The sequence below is a fragment of the Flaviaestuariibacter amylovorans genome, assembly GCF_039541815.1.
In the GTDB taxonomy this organism is placed as follows: domain Bacteria; phylum Bacteroidota; class Bacteroidia; order Chitinophagales; family Chitinophagaceae; genus Flavisolibacter; species Flavisolibacter amylovorans.
Map to the genome: position 1 here is coordinate 25,369 of NZ_BAABGY010000001.1, position 16,889 is coordinate 42,257.

At 56.6% G+C, this 16,889-nt stretch carries 18 protein-coding genes; 15 read left to right on the forward strand and 3 right to left on the reverse strand.

What is annotated here, in order from left to right:
• The first annotated feature begins 121 nt into the window (after positions 1-121).
• The 11 genes from ABD937_RS00110 (at position 122) to ABD937_RS00160 (ending at position 6,465) form a co-directional block, all read left to right on the forward strand.
• Positions 122-607 carry a hypothetical protein gene (locus ABD937_RS00110; protein WP_345252540.1) on the forward strand — a complete coding sequence of 162 codons (486 nt, stop codon included), beginning with the start codon at positions 122-124 and terminating at the stop codon, positions 605-607.
• Between the two features lie 178 nt (positions 608-785).
• A complete protein-coding gene (locus ABD937_RS00115; RefSeq protein ID WP_345252541.1) occupies positions 786-1,079 on the forward strand; it encodes a type II toxin-antitoxin system HigB family toxin in 294 nt (97 codons plus the stop codon).
• Between the two features lie 4 nt (positions 1,080-1,083).
• Positions 1,084-1,440 (forward strand): helix-turn-helix domain-containing protein, encoded by a 357-nt coding sequence (locus ABD937_RS00120; protein ID WP_345252542.1) that lies wholly within the window; start codon positions 1,084-1,086, stop codon positions 1,438-1,440.
• Positions 1,441-1,598: 158 nt separating this feature from the next.
• Complete coding sequence (locus ABD937_RS00125; RefSeq protein WP_345252543.1) at positions 1,599-1,940, forward strand: hypothetical protein; 342 nt, start codon at positions 1,599-1,601, stop codon at positions 1,938-1,940.
• Between the two features lie 144 nt (positions 1,941-2,084).
• The gene (locus ABD937_RS00130; protein WP_345252544.1) at positions 2,085-2,585 is read left to right on the forward strand and encodes a hypothetical protein; all 501 of its coding nucleotides are present in this window, start codon (positions 2,085-2,087) and stop codon (positions 2,583-2,585) included.
• Between the two features lie 131 nt (positions 2,586-2,716).
• Positions 2,717-3,097, forward strand: coding sequence for a hypothetical protein (locus ABD937_RS00135; protein ID WP_345252545.1), 381 nt, complete (start codon positions 2,717-2,719; stop codon positions 3,095-3,097).
• A 37-nt stretch (positions 3,098-3,134) separates the two neighbouring features.
• Positions 3,135-3,746, forward strand: a complete 612-nt coding sequence (locus ABD937_RS00140; protein WP_345252546.1) for a hypothetical protein — start codon at positions 3,135-3,137, stop codon at positions 3,744-3,746.
• Between the two features lie 159 nt (positions 3,747-3,905).
• Positions 3,906-4,229, forward strand: a complete 324-nt coding sequence (locus ABD937_RS00145; protein ID WP_345252547.1) for a hypothetical protein — start codon at positions 3,906-3,908, stop codon at positions 4,227-4,229.
• A gap of 146 nt (positions 4,230-4,375) precedes the next feature.
• Positions 4,376-4,798 carry an RDD family protein gene (locus tag ABD937_RS00150; protein WP_345252548.1) on the forward strand — a complete coding sequence of 141 codons (423 nt, stop codon included), beginning with the start codon at positions 4,376-4,378 and terminating at the stop codon, positions 4,796-4,798.
• A 172-nt stretch (positions 4,799-4,970) separates the two neighbouring features.
• The gene (locus ABD937_RS00155; RefSeq protein ID WP_345252549.1) at positions 4,971-5,393 is read left to right on the forward strand and encodes a hypothetical protein; all 423 of its coding nucleotides are present in this window, start codon (positions 4,971-4,973) and stop codon (positions 5,391-5,393) included.
• A 91-nt stretch (positions 5,394-5,484) separates the two neighbouring features.
• Positions 5,485-6,465 (forward strand): ADP-ribosylglycohydrolase family protein, encoded by a 981-nt coding sequence (locus ABD937_RS00160; protein ID WP_345252550.1) that lies wholly within the window; start codon positions 5,485-5,487, stop codon positions 6,463-6,465.
• Between the two features lie 113 nt (positions 6,466-6,578).
• Here the strand turns inward: ABD937_RS00160 and ABD937_RS00165 are convergent, their stop codons facing one another.
• Positions 6,579-7,376 (reverse strand): TIGR00266 family protein, encoded by a 798-nt coding sequence (locus tag ABD937_RS00165; protein ID WP_345252551.1) that lies wholly within the window; start codon positions 7,374-7,376, stop codon positions 6,579-6,581.
• Between the two features lie 140 nt (positions 7,377-7,516).
• A complete protein-coding gene (locus tag ABD937_RS00170) occupies positions 7,517-8,356 on the reverse strand; it encodes a hypothetical protein (RefSeq protein ID WP_345252552.1) in 840 nt (279 codons plus the stop codon).
• Between the two features lie 123 nt (positions 8,357-8,479).
• On the opposite strand from ABD937_RS00170, the gene ABD937_RS00175 reads away from it, so the two are divergent.
• The 4 genes from ABD937_RS00175 (at position 8,480) to ABD937_RS00190 (ending at position 15,780) form a co-directional block, all read left to right on the forward strand.
• Entirely contained in the window at positions 8,480-11,338 is a 2,859-nt protein-coding gene (locus tag ABD937_RS00175; protein WP_345252553.1) for a M16 family metallopeptidase, read from the forward strand.
• A gap of 723 nt (positions 11,339-12,061) precedes the next feature.
• The gene (locus tag ABD937_RS00180; RefSeq protein ID WP_345252554.1) at positions 12,062-14,917 is read left to right on the forward strand and encodes a M16 family metallopeptidase; all 2,856 of its coding nucleotides are present in this window, start codon (positions 12,062-12,064) and stop codon (positions 14,915-14,917) included.
• A 196-nt stretch (positions 14,918-15,113) separates the two neighbouring features.
• Positions 15,114-15,374 carry a hypothetical protein gene (locus ABD937_RS00185; protein ID WP_345252555.1) on the forward strand — a complete coding sequence of 87 codons (261 nt, stop codon included), beginning with the start codon at positions 15,114-15,116 and terminating at the stop codon, positions 15,372-15,374.
• A 187-nt stretch (positions 15,375-15,561) separates the two neighbouring features.
• A complete protein-coding gene (locus tag ABD937_RS00190) occupies positions 15,562-15,780 on the forward strand; it encodes a hypothetical protein (RefSeq protein ID WP_345252556.1) in 219 nt (72 codons plus the stop codon).
• 239 nt (positions 15,781-16,019) lie between these two features.
• On the opposite strand, the gene ABD937_RS00195 is transcribed toward ABD937_RS00190, so the two are convergent.
• The gene (locus ABD937_RS00195) at positions 16,020-16,889 is read right to left on the reverse strand and encodes a ferritin-like domain-containing protein (protein ID WP_345252557.1); all 870 of its coding nucleotides are present in this window, start codon (positions 16,887-16,889) and stop codon (positions 16,020-16,022) included.

The window sequence follows — 16,889 nt, forward strand, 5'->3', positions numbered from 1 at the left end:
TAGAAAACAAACATAGGATGGGCTGTTGCGCTATGGCCTTCGAACACCCTGAAACTTCATACCTTTCCTCTCGGCCACAGCGCAAAGCCCTGGCCGTTGGGCGCTACTAGTCAAACATTCTATGAGATTGATCATCGTAATCATATGTCTAACTTTTTTGTCTGAGCTCACATACGCTCAGGATAGAAAAGATTTGAAGGAAATTGACTTTGGTGTACATCTGGCCGATAGTATTGATAAAGGCCATGTCTTTGTAATTGATGTTACACGGATGGGCTGCTTTGGCGGAACAGACTTTGTTCTTCATATTCGGAAGATTGGGTCGGACTACTTCGCTTCTCAAAGTGCAGTCGGCTACGATGGGGGAGAGGCGGCGGTAGATACTGCAGCGTATCGTTTGCGGCCTAGTCAAATAGATTCGTTGAAGGCCTTAGAGCTTGAATTGATTCAAAGGTTTGAAGAAGTACGTAGGAATGGTGACAAAACACCGAGTTGTGCTACAATTACCGAGCACCGGATATATGTCGGGTGGCAATTCAAAAGATTTACTGAACCAAACTGCACGACTTGGCTACGGCGGCTGATGGCTGCTATGCGACGTCTCTGAGAGCAGGGCCCAACATGGGCCTGTTGCGCTAGCCCCGGTCATTTACAGCAGATAGTCTCCTAACTTCAGGGACCGGCGCAAAGCCCTGGCCGTTAGTCGAAATGTCCTTTGTGAGAAAGCCCTAAATTTGGTTCCCATATTGGGAACATTCCTTATCTTTGTTTAAAGTCGGTTTTAGGTGAGAGTCATTGCAAAGAAGACCTTGCGGGACTTCTGGTTGAAGCACCCGGATTGCGAGCAGCAGCTGAAGTCTTGGTATCAGGAAGCGGAGGCAGCCTCGTGGAAGGGTCCTAAAGACATTAAAAGGGATTATCCATCGGCGAGCTTCCTTGCAGATAACCGGGTTGTTTTCAACATCAAGGGCAATCACTACCGGCTCATTGTTAAGATCAATTATCCTTTCCAAATGGTATGGATCCGTTTTATTGGTACTCACGCCCAGTATGACCGGATCGATGCGACAACCATATAGACCTATGACGATTAAGCCCATCAAGACGAAGAAAGACTACCAGGCAGCCATGCAACGCCTGGAGGTAATCTTTGATGCTCGCCACGGCTCCCCGGAAGGAGACGAGCTGGAAGTACTTAGTATCCTGATTGAGAAGTACGAGAACGAACATTTTCCTGTTGGAATGCCCGATCCCATTGAAGCCATCCGCTTCCGCATGGAACAGCTGGGCTATAACCAAAGCGACCTTGCTGAGGTAGTTGGCCTTAAGAGCCGTGTCAGCGAGATTCTCAACAAAAAGAGAAAGCTGACGCTGGAGATGATTAGACAACTGCATCAAAGGCTCAACATTCCCACAGACGTCCTCATCCAGAGCTACTAAGTCGGGCACTTCTCCTAACAGGGGTTATTGCGCTATGGGCTCCCGGCATTCACTAAAGTGCTAACTTCACTCTCGGCCACAGCGGCAAGCCCTGGTCGTTAGCGGCAAGTTGTAAAACCAATTCCTAGAGGCGAGATTCATCATCTAAATTTATCAGAATGAAAAGGAGTTTGCTTTTTTTAATTGTAAGCTTCTCTGTTGGTATTGTTAGTGCACAAGAAGGTCAAACTTCCAACGTAAAGTTCTCAATCAAGAATTCGTCGATACTTCCTAAAAAGGTTACAATTATCAGCTATGCACCAGGTGAATCTCAAAATGGTACCGAGCAAATAACTATGTGGCCGAAGTCTGTAAAAGCACTTTACTTTAAAGCAGGTACAAGGGTTTATTTGGCAAGTTCAAAACAAGTTGGTCTTGTAATGAGCGGAAAAAGAATTGATCAGGATAAACCCTTTTTGGTAGTTTCAAAAGAGAGCGAGAGCAAAACATTCGTCTATTAAGCGGTTTAAATCTACAAGATCAACCTGCCGCTAACAGGGGCTGTTGCGCTGTGGCCTGCGAGCAGTCATTTTAGCTCGTAATTTCATTTTGGGCCACAGCGCAAAGCCCTGGTCGTTGTGCGCAATGCTTCTAACCCAATGCTGATGATCAATTCTGAAGAAGTAAAGAAGGACATGGTGAGAATTGGCTTGTACCAGATCGTTGGAGGCTCACTTGGAATTCTAATAGGACTTTGGTCTGTGCTGACCAGTGGCACCGTCAATATCACCCTGGTAGTATGCTTATTAGTCCTCTGTGGGTTTTCCATTTTTTGTGGTTACCTATGTTATCAGGGGAAGGAGCGAGGCTTGAGATTAAGCCTGTGGAACCAGATTCTCCAAATCATTCACTTCGGTTTTCCAATACTTGGTTTCAGTTTCGCTACGGGATGTTACCTGGCAATGGGAGTTTCGAATGGGGAAGCGGGCCCCGTAACATTTGACATGGGTTTTCTAAGAATGACTTTTTCGTTAGGCTCCGAAGGGGATACCTATGACTACTCTTTGAATTTTGTGGCGATGGGTTTCTTGATTTGGATTAATCGGCTGATGAAAACGGTTAAGGAAGAGGCCGGGCATCACGCCATTTCCGAACTAGGACAGTGACCACACACGGCGCGTGACATGGGCTGTTCTGCTATCGCCTCCGGGCTTGCTTTATACTTCGTAACTTGTTCCCCGCCCACAGCGCAAAGCCTTGGCCGTTAAGCGCAAGCGATGTCCTAAACTCGAATCAGGTGGCAAATTCAGCACAAGGTCAACGACTAACAGAGCAGGGGCTTTATCGGATCCTGAAGGAAACATTTCCTGCGCAGAATGATTTTCATAACACGGACTACTGCGAAGAGCTACAGGAACTCAGCGATTTCGGCATTACAAGCCCTGAACAGTTGAAGGGCATCCTTGACCGCCACAGCCCCGCTGTGTTGGAGTACGATTCAGATCCACTAGGCGACTTCCACGAACAGCATTACAAAAGCGAGTATGGAGAGGCTTTCGTAAACGAGCGGGTAAAGGGCGGGTTTTGGTTTGCCTACCCTGCTTTACTCCGCATTGCCTTGGAACTAGAATTCGGCGATCGCTATCGTGAATACGCCAACCGACGAGACGGAGTTTGAATTGGGCGACGCCTGCGCTTAACAGGGCTGTCGCGCTATGGCCTGCAAGCACTCTGAAAGGTCGTACATTCACACCTGGCCACAGCGCAAAGCGCTGTTGTTAGCGGCAAGGCCAGGCTACCCGCCTATGATTGTTTTCAAGCGAAATACAAGTCCTGTAGTTTATGCCGTCTGGGTTCTGGCGCTTATTGGTGTGGGGCTCGGAATCTATTTCCTTCTTTCCGGTCGCGACGTTGCAGCGCTTGCCAGCTTAGCCGCATCAGTCATACTTTGGGTCTATCCGGTTTATGGGCTGACAATTATGGAAGATTCCATAGTTGTAAAGCGGACTGTTGCATTCGGCTTCCGGTCAAGATCCTTTACGGTCGCCCCTGATTCAGGCTATAGAGGAGAGTTGATAACGAACGGCTACAGCCCCGATGGAGGCGAAGAGGTGGACAGTGTGTTGAATTTCGTTTACTTGCTGGTTCCATTCCTATATCGTAGCCGTAGTCTATGGATCTATGACATCCAGTATAACAAGCTGAGAATGCTGGTGAAGCTTAGCTACAGCGAATATGACCAGATCCTACGGCTGAGTCGCCTGGACAAGGCACTGCCGCTGACAGGGGCTATTGCGCTATGGCCTCTGAAAAGACGTTTTAATTGATCGCTTCACTCCCGGCCACAGCGCAAGGTACTTTTCGTTATGCGCCAGCTGCAGTCAGTCTTCAATGGAACCAAACGCGACGATACGGACCGAGATAGCCTCTGACCTGGAGCTGGGCTGTTGGTCTATGTTCATAAGGTAACCTTTGAGGTTATATCGGTGCCTACCCAGGAAGGCATCGAAATGACCGGTCCTGAGCCGTGGGAGGGAAGTCTGGAAAAAATAGAACGCGACAAAAAGAAACTCGTGCTCTTCGAATCAATGTCGGCGGAGGAGAGTTTTCGGGCAATGCGGGCTTTCGTTGAGTCATTCGGCAGCGTCAAACTTCGCGCTGGACTGCAGGAAGCATTGGAAAATCCAAAGCCTTTCAAGAACTTTCGCGCAATCATCAACCAGGCCAGCGCTGTACGTGAACGGAGGTTCGCGCACTGGCAACAGGCCTCCTTACAGTGCGTCAACAGGCAGTGGGAGACCCTGCTTTGATAGGCCTGCGCACAACATGTGATATTGCGCTTTGGCCTCCGACCAGTCGCTATAGTTCGTACTTTCATCCTCGGCTACGGCACAACGCACTCGCCATAATGCGGTGTCGGTAGTTTTCATATGCACAAGAGCCAAAACAACTCAATATGTCGACAACAACTGTTTTAGAGACCAAGCCGCTTGTCTACCCTACGCTTTCCGACCGCATCCAGTCAACCTTTATCGATTCCATTTTGATTGTGGTGATGATGTTCTTTGCAGCATCAGCCCTGGAGCAGTATGAAGGTGCTCCTGACTGGATCCGGGTGGCGCTCTTCTTCGGCATCTGGGGCGTTTACGAGCCGGTATGTACGGCGCTCGGATGTACCGTCGGCAATTATTTCAAAGGCATTCGTGTCCGGCGCGCCTCCGATAAGGACAGGAAGATCAATCTCCTTCAGGCATTTTTCAGGTACTTGCTGAAGATCGGCCTTGGGTGGGTATCATTTCTGACCATGCATACCAACACAGAGCGAAGGGCGATTCACGACATCGTAGCCGGAAGCGTGGTTCTGAAGAACAATGCATAGCAAGGGCTGTTGCGCCCTGGCCGGCGATCATTCATCAAAACGCTGGCTGTTTTCGCAACCAGCTGCGCCTGGCAGAAGCGCCAGCGCTCAGGCGGTCAGGCTTTCGTTATCGTCCGTACATTCACGCCCGGCACCGGCGCAAGCTTGTTGCCATCAGTCCGAAATAGCCCCCATGCATGTAACCGACGAGCTGCTTAAAAAGATCGCATCCGAGCTGGAGCTCGGCCTCCGGGTTTTTGTCCATCGCGAAACCTTCGAAGTGATCGCGGTACCCACGGAGGAAGACCTGGAGCTTGGTGATCCGGAACTCTGGGAAACGGACCTGGACCGGATCGGGGCAGTGCCCGGCGCGTTCGTTCTGTTTGAGCCAATGGATTCCAGTGAGGCATTTTCCGTCATGGAAGCATATGCAGGGACTGTAGCAGATCCTGGCTTCAGCACGCAACTTAAAGCTGCGCTTTTGCAACCGAAGCCGTTCGCCCGGTTTTACGAAGTGATCAACAGGGCAGGCGCTTACCGGGAACGTTGGTTCGCGTTCAAGCAGGAAGCCGTAAACCAATGGCTTCGGCAAAAGTGGGCGCGGCTATTCGAATAGACCCGCTCACCGGTAGAAAAAGGGCACGGTAGCGTCGGCCCAACTCAGGCAACGTTAGCCTTCCGCCTGTTCGCTGTTACCAAGCCCGCTGATGTACACGAGTTATTTTATCAACACACACACACACACACTCATTTTTATGGTTCGGGATGCTTTGATTGGCCTTGCGGTAGGCGACGCGCTTGGAGTGCCGGTGGAGTTCACGTCGAGAGCGATGCTGGACGCCGATCCTGTTGTTGACATGCGGGGCTATGGATCGCACTGGCAAGCGCCCGGTACCTGGTCGGATGACAGCGCGCTCACTTTTTGCCTGGCCGAAGTGCTTGTAGGAGGCTACGATTTGAAAGCCTTGGCGGACTCTTTCACCAGATGGCTTTACCAGGGACACTGGACCGCAAACGGCGACGTGTTCGATGTCGGAATCGCCACCCGTCAGGCGATCGATCGTCTGAAGCAGGGCTGTGAACCTACACGGGCGGGCGGGGCGCAGGAGCCGGATAATGGCAACGGATCACTGATGCGGATCCTGCCCCTCGTCTTTTTCATACGAACCCTGCCGATGGAGCAGCGTTTTACGCGCACAAGAGAGGTGTCTTCCCTCACCCACCGTCATATACGGTCCGTGATCGCTTGCTTTTACTACCTGGAGTTTGCCCGTCTTCTCCTCGAAGGGAAGCCCAGGGAAGCAGCGTACCAGGAGTTGAAGGACACGATCGCCGGGTTCCTTCGCGCACAGGATATTCCCGCTAACGAAATAGTACTGTTCGGCAGGTTGCTGGAAGGAGACATAGCCACATTGCCGCGGGAGCAGATCCAGAGCAGTGGCTACGTGCTCCACACCCTGGAGGCCAGTATCTGGTGCCTGATGACGGCGTCCACCTATTCGGAGGCGGTATTGAACGCAGTGAATCTTGGTGCCGACACCGACACAACCGGTGCGGTAACAGGTGGCTCGGCCGGAATGGTCTTTGGGCAGGAGCAGATCCCGAAAGCGTGGTTATCCGAGCTGAAGCGACTTGCCGACATCGAGCGACTTGCCGACGACCTCGCCCGGAGCACAGCCCACATGTAGCCAGGTTTCATACTTGTATTATTACAGTAGTTCATCGCATCATAGCATAGAAAAAGGCACCCCGTCAGGAGCGCCCTTTTCGATCTCAGATCTGAGATCTGCGATCTCAGATCCTACCAGCGGTCGCCATCGAGCATGTTGCCGAGGCCGCCGAGGATGGAGCCTTCTTCCTTGCGGGGGCCGATGCCGTACTGCAGCACGCGGCTTGCCAGGCGGGCGATGGGCAGCGACTGGATCCACACGGTGCCCGGGCCGCGGAGCGTGGCGAAGAAGAGGCCCTCGCCGCCGAAGAAGGTGTTCTTGACGCCGCCCACGAACTGGATGTCGTAATCGCAGGAGGGCGTGAAGGCTACGATACAGCCCGTGTCGATCTTGAGCAGCTCACCGTGCCCCAGCTCGCGCTGCACCACGTGGCCGCCCGCATGCACGAAGGCAAGGCCGTCGCCCTCGAGCTTTTGCATGATAAAGCCCTCGCCGCCGAAGAGGCCGGTGCCCAGCTTGCGCTGGAACTCGATGCCCACGCTCACGCCCTTGGCCGCGGCGAGGAAGGAGTCCTTCTGGCAGATCATCTTGCCGCCGAGGCGAGCGAGGTCCATCGGGATGATCTTACCAGGGTAGGGAGAGGCGAACGATACGCGGCGCTTGCCATGACCCACGTTGGTATATGCGGTCATGAACAGGTTCTCGCCGGTGAGGAGGCGCTTGCCCGCGGAGAAGAGCTTGCCGAGGAGGCCGGTCTGTTGCTGCGAGCCGTCGCCGAAGATGGTCTGCATCTGGATGCCGTCGTCCATCATCATAAAGGCGCCCGGCTCCGCCACGGCGCTCTCGTTGGGGTCGAGCTCGATCTCCACGCACTGCATTTCCTCGCCGAGGATGCGGTAGTCGATCTCGTGGGAATTCATATAAGACATAACTAAGGTTTTAGAGGTTTTGAGGGTTTTAAAGGTTTTGGAGGTTGGGCTCCGCCCTATGAAGTTAGGCGCCCTTGCGAAAAAGAACGCAGCCGATTCCACGAAAAAAGAGAAGCACCGTACCAATGCCGGTAATCGGATTACAAACCGCTGCCGGCGGGTGCCTTCGGGCACCGGGTGCGCACGAAGCGGCTCCCGTTGAACCGGAGGCAGACCGGGTCGTCCCACTGCCGCGCAAAGAGCTGGCGGAGGGCCCGGACGCCGCTCGAGTCGGAGCGCCGCAGGATTCCCGGCGGATCCGGTACGTCGTGGCCTTCGCGGTCGCTCAGGTCGCAGCGCAGCACGCCGCTCCGGGGATAATAGGTATAGCCTGCATTGGGGAGGTTGATCGAGGACCAGCGGGAAAAGACCGGTACCCGGGCATCCAGCTTGTTGCTGTCGATCCGCACCACGAGGGCGATGCGCTGCACCGTGCTCGCATTGCCCGACTCGCTGCCCAGGAGCAGGTAGTAGCGGCCGGTGGCGGAGCGCAGCGGGTAGATGGCGTGGAACTCGCAGTACAGCAGCGGGGAAAGATCATGGGCATGGAGCTGTCCGTCGGGGCTGCGCCATTGGAGCACTGTATGTGTGTACTGTCCACGGGTGCCGCCGGAGGAATACCCGAAGTAATAGGCGCGCAGCTGCAGTGAATCGTCATACCTGGCTGAGCGCTCGAAGTTGCGGAATTGCTTCAGCTCGCGTGCCGTAGGCTGCACCCGCGACAGGTAGCGGACCAGCAGGCGCATCGTCTTTACCGAATACGCGTCTACATCCACATCGCGGTCCTCGTAGAAGCTGAAGGTGTCGAGGAAGGCGAGCCGCGCCTGGAGCTGTCGCTTCAGGGTGGCCGTGCCGGGCTGCGCGTGGCCTGCCAGGGCCGCGGCTATGAGCAAAAACGGGAGCAGGAGCGCGCGCTTCATCGGCGAACGGTCGGAAACCATCTCGGATCTTTTGCCAATTTTCGGCTTTTCCGGATGAACGGTACCGGCCTGCGGCGTGTTTTAACTAAATTTAATGCCCCCGGGAGTGCCCCGGCCTCCTCTAACAACCTAATTCTACCCCACATGATGAAACGCAACGCACTTGTGCTCGCCGGCTCGATGCTGCTCTTTGCAGGAGCCGCGCGCGGCCAGGCAAAACTTGTCGAAAAGGTGACCCGCAAAGGCACCGAGATCGTGATCCCTTACGAAAAGTATGTGCTCCCCAACGGCCTTACCGTGGTGGTGCACGAAGACCACTCCGACCCCGTGGTGCACGTAGACGTGACGTACCACGTGGGCTCCGCCCGCGAGGAGATCGGCAAATCCGGCTTCGCCCACTTCTTCGAGCACATGATGTTCCAGGGCTCCGACCACGTTGGCGACGAGCAGCACTTCAAGACGGTGCAGGGCGCCGGCGGCACGCTCAATGGCAGCACCAACCGCGACCGCACCAATTACTACCAGACCGTGCCTTCCAACCAGGTGGAAAAGATGCTGTGGCTCGAGGCCGACCGCATGGGCTTCCTGCTCGACGCCGTTACGCAGAAGAAGTTCGAAGTGCAACGCTCCACCGTCAAGAACGAGCGCGGCCAGAACTACGACAACCGTCCTTACGGCCTCGCCAACGAAACGATCTCCAAGAACCTGTATCCCTACGGGCACCCATACAGCTGGATGACGATCGGCTACCTTGAGGATCTGAACCGCTCCGACGTCAACGACCTCAAGAACTTCTTCCTCCGCTGGTACGGTCCCAACAACGCCACCGTGTCGATCGGCGGCGACGTGAAGCCCGCCGAGGTGCTGAAGATGGTCGAGAAGTATTTCGGGTCGATCCCGCGCGGCCCCGAGGTGAAGCCCGTAGAAGTACCGGCCGTCAACATTGCCAAGGACCGCTACGTAACGCACGTCGACAACTACGCCCGCGTTCCGCGCCTTTACATGACGCTGCCGACGGTGCGCAACTACCACCCCGACGCCGCTGCGCTCGACTGCCTCGCCGAGATCATCGGCCAGGGCAAGAACTCCGTATTCTACCAGACCATCGTCAAGAAGCAGCTGGCCCTCCAGGCCAGCGCGGGCCAGTTCAACTCCGAGCTCGCCGGTGAATTCCGCCTCGAGATCGTGCCCACCCCGGGTAAGTCGCTCGCCGAAATGGAGAAACTCGTACGCGACGCCCTCGCTGAGTTCGAGAAGCGCGGCGTTACCGATGAGGACATTGCCCGCTTCAAGGGCACGCAGGAAGCACAGACGATCAACGCCCTCCAGAGCGTAAGCGGCCGCGTGAGCCTGCTGGCGGCCTACCAGACCTTCACCGGCAACCCCAACAAGATCGCCGACGAGCTCGCCGACGTCCGCAAGGTGACGAAGGACGATGTGCTCCGGGTATACAACCAGTACATCAAGGGCAAAGGCGCCGTGGTGCTGAGCGTGGTGCCGAAGAACGGCGAGCAGCTTGTGGCCGCCGCCCCCAACTATAAGATCGACTCCAGTAATTATACGGTGCCCGACTACGGTTATGCCGGCCTGAAGTACGTGAAGGCGAAAGACAACTTCGACCGCGCCAAAATGCCCGCCGCCGGCCCCGCGCCGGTAGTGAAAGCCCCGGCCTTCTGGAAGAAGGACCTCGCCGGCGGCCTCCGCGCCATCGGCACCTTCAACGACGAGGCGCCCACCGTGGCGATCTCGCTCTTCCTGCCCGGCGGACACCTGCTGCAGGCAAAGGACCTCTCCAAGGCCGGCTTGGCCAGCATGGTAGCCTCGATGATGAATGAGGACACGAAGAACTACACGGCCGAGCAGATGAGCATGGAGCTGCAGAAGCTGGGCGCCTCCATCAACGTGAGCAGCGGCCTCAACGGCATCACCATCAACGTGCAGACGCTGAAGCAGAATATCGACCCGGTGCTCACCCTCCTGCAGGAGCGCCTCTTCAGCCCGAAGTTCACCGAGACCGCGTTCAGCCGCATCAAGAACCAACGGATCCAGGGCTTCAAGCAGATGAAGTCGCAGCCCGCGATGGTGGCCGACGCCGTGTTCGCCAAGGTCAACTACGGCCCCAACCACATCCTCGGCGTGAGCGAGAGCGGTACCGAGGAAACGATCAACAACATCTCGCTCGCCGACGTGGAAGCCTATTACAACAACTTTATCTCGTCGCAGGGCGCGCGCCTCGTGGTGGTGGGTGATATCCGGCAGGAGGAGGCGCTTCAGAAGTTTGCCTTCCTGAACAAGCTGCCCAACAAGAAGATCGACCTGCCGAAGGTAGACCCGGCGCCGGCCGTGGATAAAACCAAGGTGTACCTCGTAGACGTGCCCAAAGGTGCGCAGACCGAGTTCCGCGTTGGCTACGCCACCGGAATCAAGTGGGACGCCACCGGCGACTACTACCGCGCGAGCCTCGCCAACTACGCCCTCGGCGGCAACTTCAACAGCCGCGTCAACCTGAACCTCCGCGAAGACAAGGGCTGGACCTACGGCGCCCGCTCCACCTTCAATGCCAACCCGGTGTCGGGCGAGTTCCGCTTTTCCTCGGGTATTCGTGCCGATGCTACCGACTCGGCCCTCGTGGAGGTGATGAAGGACATCAACGAGTACGTGGCCAACGGCCCTTCGGACGAGGAGCTGTCGTTCATGCAAAGCGCCATGGGCCAGGTGGAGGCGCTCCGGTACGAGACGCCCGCCCAGAAAGCCCAGTTCATCAGCCGCATCCTCGAGTACAACCTGCCCGCCGATTACACGGTGCAGCAGAACAAGATCCTGAAAACGATCAAAAAGGACGAGCTCGCGCGCGTAACGAAGCAGCGCATCCAGCCGCAGAAGCTGAACATCCTGCTCGTAGGCGACAAGGCCGGCATGATCGACAAAGTGAAAAAGCTCGGCTACGAAGTAGTGGAGCTCGATGCCGACGGTAAGAAAGTAGGAGAGAAGAAGGAATTCTAGGCCCCGGCCTCCGGCCCCCTGTCCCCCGAAGGGGGCACTTAGGCGGATCATTCTTTTTCTACTTGGACCTTTTCTGAAAGCAATATCACCCAGAAGCCTCCGACAGAAATGTCGGAGGCTTTTTGTTTAATAGCGGAGGGCACTTTACTAAATCCAAACACGGAGAGCGGCGATCGCTAAGCGTAGGTCAGGGAAACCCCGCTAACGGCCGCCCGCGGCCGTCCCTTGGCGCTCTTGAAAAAGGTAACTAACTGCCGGAGTCTTCGCTGCCGTTATTCGGAGGCGTACTACTACAAGCGACTCCAAACGTATTCCTTCGCGCCTTTGCGTTAAAGCGGCGGCTCCCGGCAAACTGCGCCCATCCTTGTTCCTGAGACCTGCAGACGACGATCTGCGAACTCTTGGCAATGAAAGCTGCGTTCCGCGAAGAACAGGTCAGGGAAACCTCGCTAACGGCCCCTGCGGCCGTCCTTGGCGCTCTTGAAAAAAGGCAAGTGACTGCCGGAGTCCAGGCTACCGTTGTTCGGAGGCACACCACTGTAAACGACTCCAAACGTGTTCCTTAGCGCCTTAGCGTTAAAAAACGCGCCTCCCGGCGAACCATCCCCTCTTTTAGCAGGGTTTCCTCCAACAGATGCCGATTTTTTTTGATAAGTGGTAGCCGAAGCCCGGCAGAAACGCTTAATTTGGAGCCCTTATATCAAAACGAAAATTTCCTTGATAATGATGAAACGCAACGTACTGGTGCTTGCCAGCTCGCTGTTCTTCGCCAACGCCGCCTTCAGCCAGGCGAAGCTCGTGGAGAAGGTCACCCGCAAGGGCACCGAGCTCGTGATCCCTTATGAGAAGTATGTACTGCCCAACGGCCTCACCGTGCTGGTGCATGAAGATCACTCCGACCCTGTAGTGCACGTCGACGTCACCTACCACGTGGGCTCCGCCCGTGAAGAGATCGGCAAATCCGGCTTCGCCCACTTCTTCGAGCACATGATGTTCCAGGGCTCCGACCACGTGGCCGACGAGCAGCACTTCAAGCTCGTGTCCGGCTCCGGCGGTACCCTCAACGGCACCACCAACCAGGACCGCACCAACTATTTCGAGACCGTTCCGTCGAACCAGCTTGAGAAGATGCTGTGGCTCGAGGCCGACCGCATGGGCTTCCTGCTCGATGCCGTAACGCAGAAAAAATTCGAGATCCAGCGCTCCACCGTGAAGAACGAGCGCGGACAGAGCTACGACAACCGTCCCTACGGCCTCGCCAACGAGACGATCGCGCGTAACCTCTATCCCTATGGCCACCCCTACTCCTGGATGACCATCGGCTACCTCGAGGACCTGAACCGCTCCGACGTCAACGACCTCAAGAACTTCTTCCTCCGCTGGTACGGCCCCAACAACGCGACTATTTCCGTTGGCGGCGACGTGAAGCCGGCCGAGGTGTTGAAGCTCGTCGAGAAATACTTCGGCTCCATCCCCCGCGGCCCCGAGGTGAAGCCCGCGTCGTTCCCTGCCGTGACGCTCACCAGCGACCGCCATGTAACGCAGATCGACAACTACGCCCGCCTGCCCCGCCTCTACGTGACCTTCCCGACGGTTCCCAACTACCATAAGGACATGGAAGCCCTCGACTGCCTCGCCGAGATCCTCGGCCAGGGCAAGAACTCGGTGCTCTACCAGACCATCGTGAAGAAGCAGCTTGGTCTCCAGGCCGCTGCCTTCCACAGCAACTCCGAGCTCGCCGGTGAGTTCGAGTTCGACCTCGTGCCCATGCAGGGCAAGTCGCTCGCCGAGATGGAGAAGCTGTTCCGCGCCGCCCTCGATTCCTTCGAGGCCCGTGGCGTCACCGACGAGGACGTAGCCAAATACAAAGGTGCTACCGAAGCGCGCATGATCAACGGCATGCAGAGCGTGAGCGGTAAGGTGAGCCTGCTGGCCGCCTACCAGACCTTCACCGGCAACCCCAACAAGATCGGTGAGGAGATCGCTGCCCTCAATGCCGTAACCAAGGAAGACGTGCTGCGCGTGTACCGCCAGTACATCAAAGGCAAAGGCGCCGTGATCCTGAGCCTCGTACCGAAAGGCCAGGAGCAGCTCGTGGTGGCGGAGCCCAACTACAAGATCGACTCCAGCAACTACAAGGCCCCCGACTACGGTTATGCCGGTCTCAAGTATAACAAGGCGAAGGACAACTTCAACCGCGCCAAGATCCCCGGAAGCGGCCCCAACCCCGTGGTGAAGGTGCCCTCCTTCTGGAAGAAGGACCTCGCCGGCGGCCTCCGCGCCATCGGTACCGAGAACAACGAAACGCCCACGGTAGTGGTCTCCCTCTTCATCCCCGGCGGTCACCTGCTGCAGGCCAACGACCTCTCTAAGGTAGGCCTGGCCAGCATGTTCGCAGCCATGATGAACGAGGACACCAAGAACTACACGGCCGAGCAGATCAGCCAGGAGCTTGCCCGCCTCGGTGCTACCATCGGTGTGAGCAGCGGCGTCAACGGCGTCACCATCACCGTGCAGTCGCTCAAGAAGAACATCGACCCCGTACTCGCCCTCATGCAGGAGCGTCTCTACAACCCGAAGTTCACGGAGCAGGCATTCAACCGCATCAAGAAGGCCCGCCTCCAGTCGTTCAGCCTGCAGAAGTCGCAGCCGACGGCCATCGCCGAGAACGTGTTCGCCAAGGTGAACTACGGTCCCAACCACATCCTCGGCCTGCCGCAGGGGGGCACGGAAGAGACCGTGAAGAACATCGAGCTGAAGGACGTGGAAGCGTACTACAACAACTTCATCACTTCGCAGGGCGCGCGCCTGGTAGTAGTGGGTGACATGAAGCAGGAAGAAGCGCTTGCCAAGCTCTCCTTCCTCAGCAAGCTCCCCAACAAAAAGGTCGACCTGCCGAAGGTGAACCCCGCCCCGGCCGTGGATAAGACCAAGGTGTACCTCGTAGACGTGCCGAAGGGCGCCCAGACCGAGTTCCGCGTAGGTTATGCTACCGGCCTCAAGTGGGATGCCGCCGGCGACTACTACCGCTCCGTGCTGGCTAACTACTCGCTGGGCGGCAACTTCAACAGCCGCCTCAACCTGAACCTCCGCGAAGACAAGGGCTGGACCTATGGCGCCTCCTCTTCCTTCCAGGGCAACCAGCTCAGTGGTGAGTTCCGCTTCGGCTCCGGCATCCGTGCCGATGCTACCGATTCCGCGCTCGTGGAGGTGATGAAGGACATCAACAACTACGTAGCCAACGGCCCCACCGACGAGGAGCTCTCCTTCATGAAGAGCGCCATCGGCCAGTTCGACGCCCTGCGCTATGAGACGCCTGCACAGAAGGCCCAGTTCATCAGCCGCGTGCTCGAGTACAACCTGCCCGCCAACTACACCGAGCAGCAGAACAAGATCCTGAAGGCCATTACCAAGGGTGAGCTCGCCAGCGTTACCCGCAAGTACATCCAGCCGCAGAAGCTCAATATCCTGCTCGTTGGCGACAAGGCCAACATGATCGACAAGGTGAAGAAGCTCGGCTACGAAGTCGTGGAGCTCGACGCCGACGGCAAGAAAGTAGGAGAGAAGAAGGAGTTCTAAAGCTGGCCATTCCCTCCTGTAGGCGTCCTTCCTAAAGCAGGAATGTGCTAATGGGATAATGGGGTAATGTGCTGATAAAGAAGACCCGGTTGCGTAGCAACCGGGTCTTCTATTTTGACGGCACCATATCATCCCATTATCCCATTACCCCATTAGCACATTCGTAACTGGCACTCCCTTGGTAGCTTCTTTAGCGATGAAGCCATTTAAACTGGGAGAGCGGCTCCTCAAGGAGCTCAACAAGAAGTTCGCGCCGACCTCGATGCTGCAGCTGAAAGTGGCCGGCTACGACATCGTAGTGCGCACCGACGACAACGGCGATGCCGTACAGGCCTTTGTGGGCAAGGCCGACGCGCACGGCGCCATCCGCGGCGACCGCTTTGCCCGCACCCTCAAGTACGACCGAGCAGGCACCCGCATCAAAGACCACTGGGAACGGAAGGGGAAAGCGAGTTAGTGTGTTAATGGGGTAATGTGCTAATGTGCTGATGGGGTAATGTGCTAGAAGCTGTCTCTAAAACAGGAGCCCCCAAAAATTCGTGAAGCGTCAGGCATGAGCAGGAAGCCACTCCTGCCGGGCACGTCACGGCAGGATTCACGCCTCACGACAATGCGCGGAGCTTTCGATCTAGGAACGACTTCCAATGAGTCAGGAAGATGAGGTTACATCTGCAATGGCGCCCGGGATCAGCTGGAAAGATTTTTGGACCTGGTGGGTCATTGAAGAGTTGATCACTAATGAACTGATCGTAGAAATACGGAACGTTGCAACTCCGATGAAGCTGTGGCATACGGAGGAGCCAATCAGCACATTAACTCATCAGCACAATCACCACCTGTGTGATTTTTTCGATAAACACTAAACACGATACCGCTTTTCATAGGCTTTATCGTCATCCTCGCCGTCGTGATCTTTTTCCTGCTCAACAAGAGCAAGCAAACCGGCGACTGCCGCGAGGGACATACGCGTTAGGGAGAGAAAGTGCATGTCAAGGCGCAGCTTACCGTTAGCACATCAGCACATTAACTAATTAGTACATAAAGAAAACGGCCCAGGCATTATCGCCGGGGCCGTTTCTTCGTTTCCTGTGCGGGAACGGAATCAAGGGGCAAAGAACGGCGTTACGATCGCGGTTACCTGCTGCAACGTCAGCGGCTCGTCGAAGGCCTCGGAGGCACGGTCGGCGTTGAGGTTGGAGTTGCTTGCGATGTTCACGGTCGCCTGGGTAGTCACTTCCTCCCCATTGTACACCATTTGAACGAGGTTGTCGACCGCAGCGACACCGGAAGTGACGTGCGACACGTTGCGGGTGATCCAGGGCTTCACCTGGCCGGCACCTACCGACATGTGCGCGCGGCGCATGTAGCGGATGTGGGCGGCGTGACGGGCCTCCACCGAGTGGATCTGCAGGGCGGCTGTAAGCACGTCGTCGTTGCTCATCAGGTTGCCGGCCTGTCCTTTATAGGCACGCACACCGGTGTCCTCGAAAGCCTGGGCCACGGCGAGGAACACGCCATAGTTCGTGAAGGTGAGGTTGCCGAGCGGGCCGTTCTGGCTGCCGCCGCCTGCCGTGAAGTCGAAGTTGGGCCGGGCGATGGGCATGCCGCCTGCCGCCGTAATGGCCGTGCGCAGGAAGTTGACGTGGGCGTTCTCATGATCGCGGATCGTGGTGAGCGCGCCTACGGCCGGGGTGCCGGCGGGGATGAGGCCCGAAGCGGCCACACCACGGGTGTAGAACTCGGCTTCCAGGTACTCGAGCTTCAGGGCGAAGTTGAGCACGTCGAGGATGTTGCCGGTAGACTGGCCATAGGCCTTTTTAAGCATGCTGCCGAGCGCGGAGGGAATGGCGGCGAGGGCGAGCGTCTTACCGATGAAGGAGAACCGCTTCATGGCGTTGCGGCGCGAGTCGAGGCGGTCATACACCTCGGGATCCACGTTCTCGATGTCGTTGAAGATATTTTGCAGGTTCAT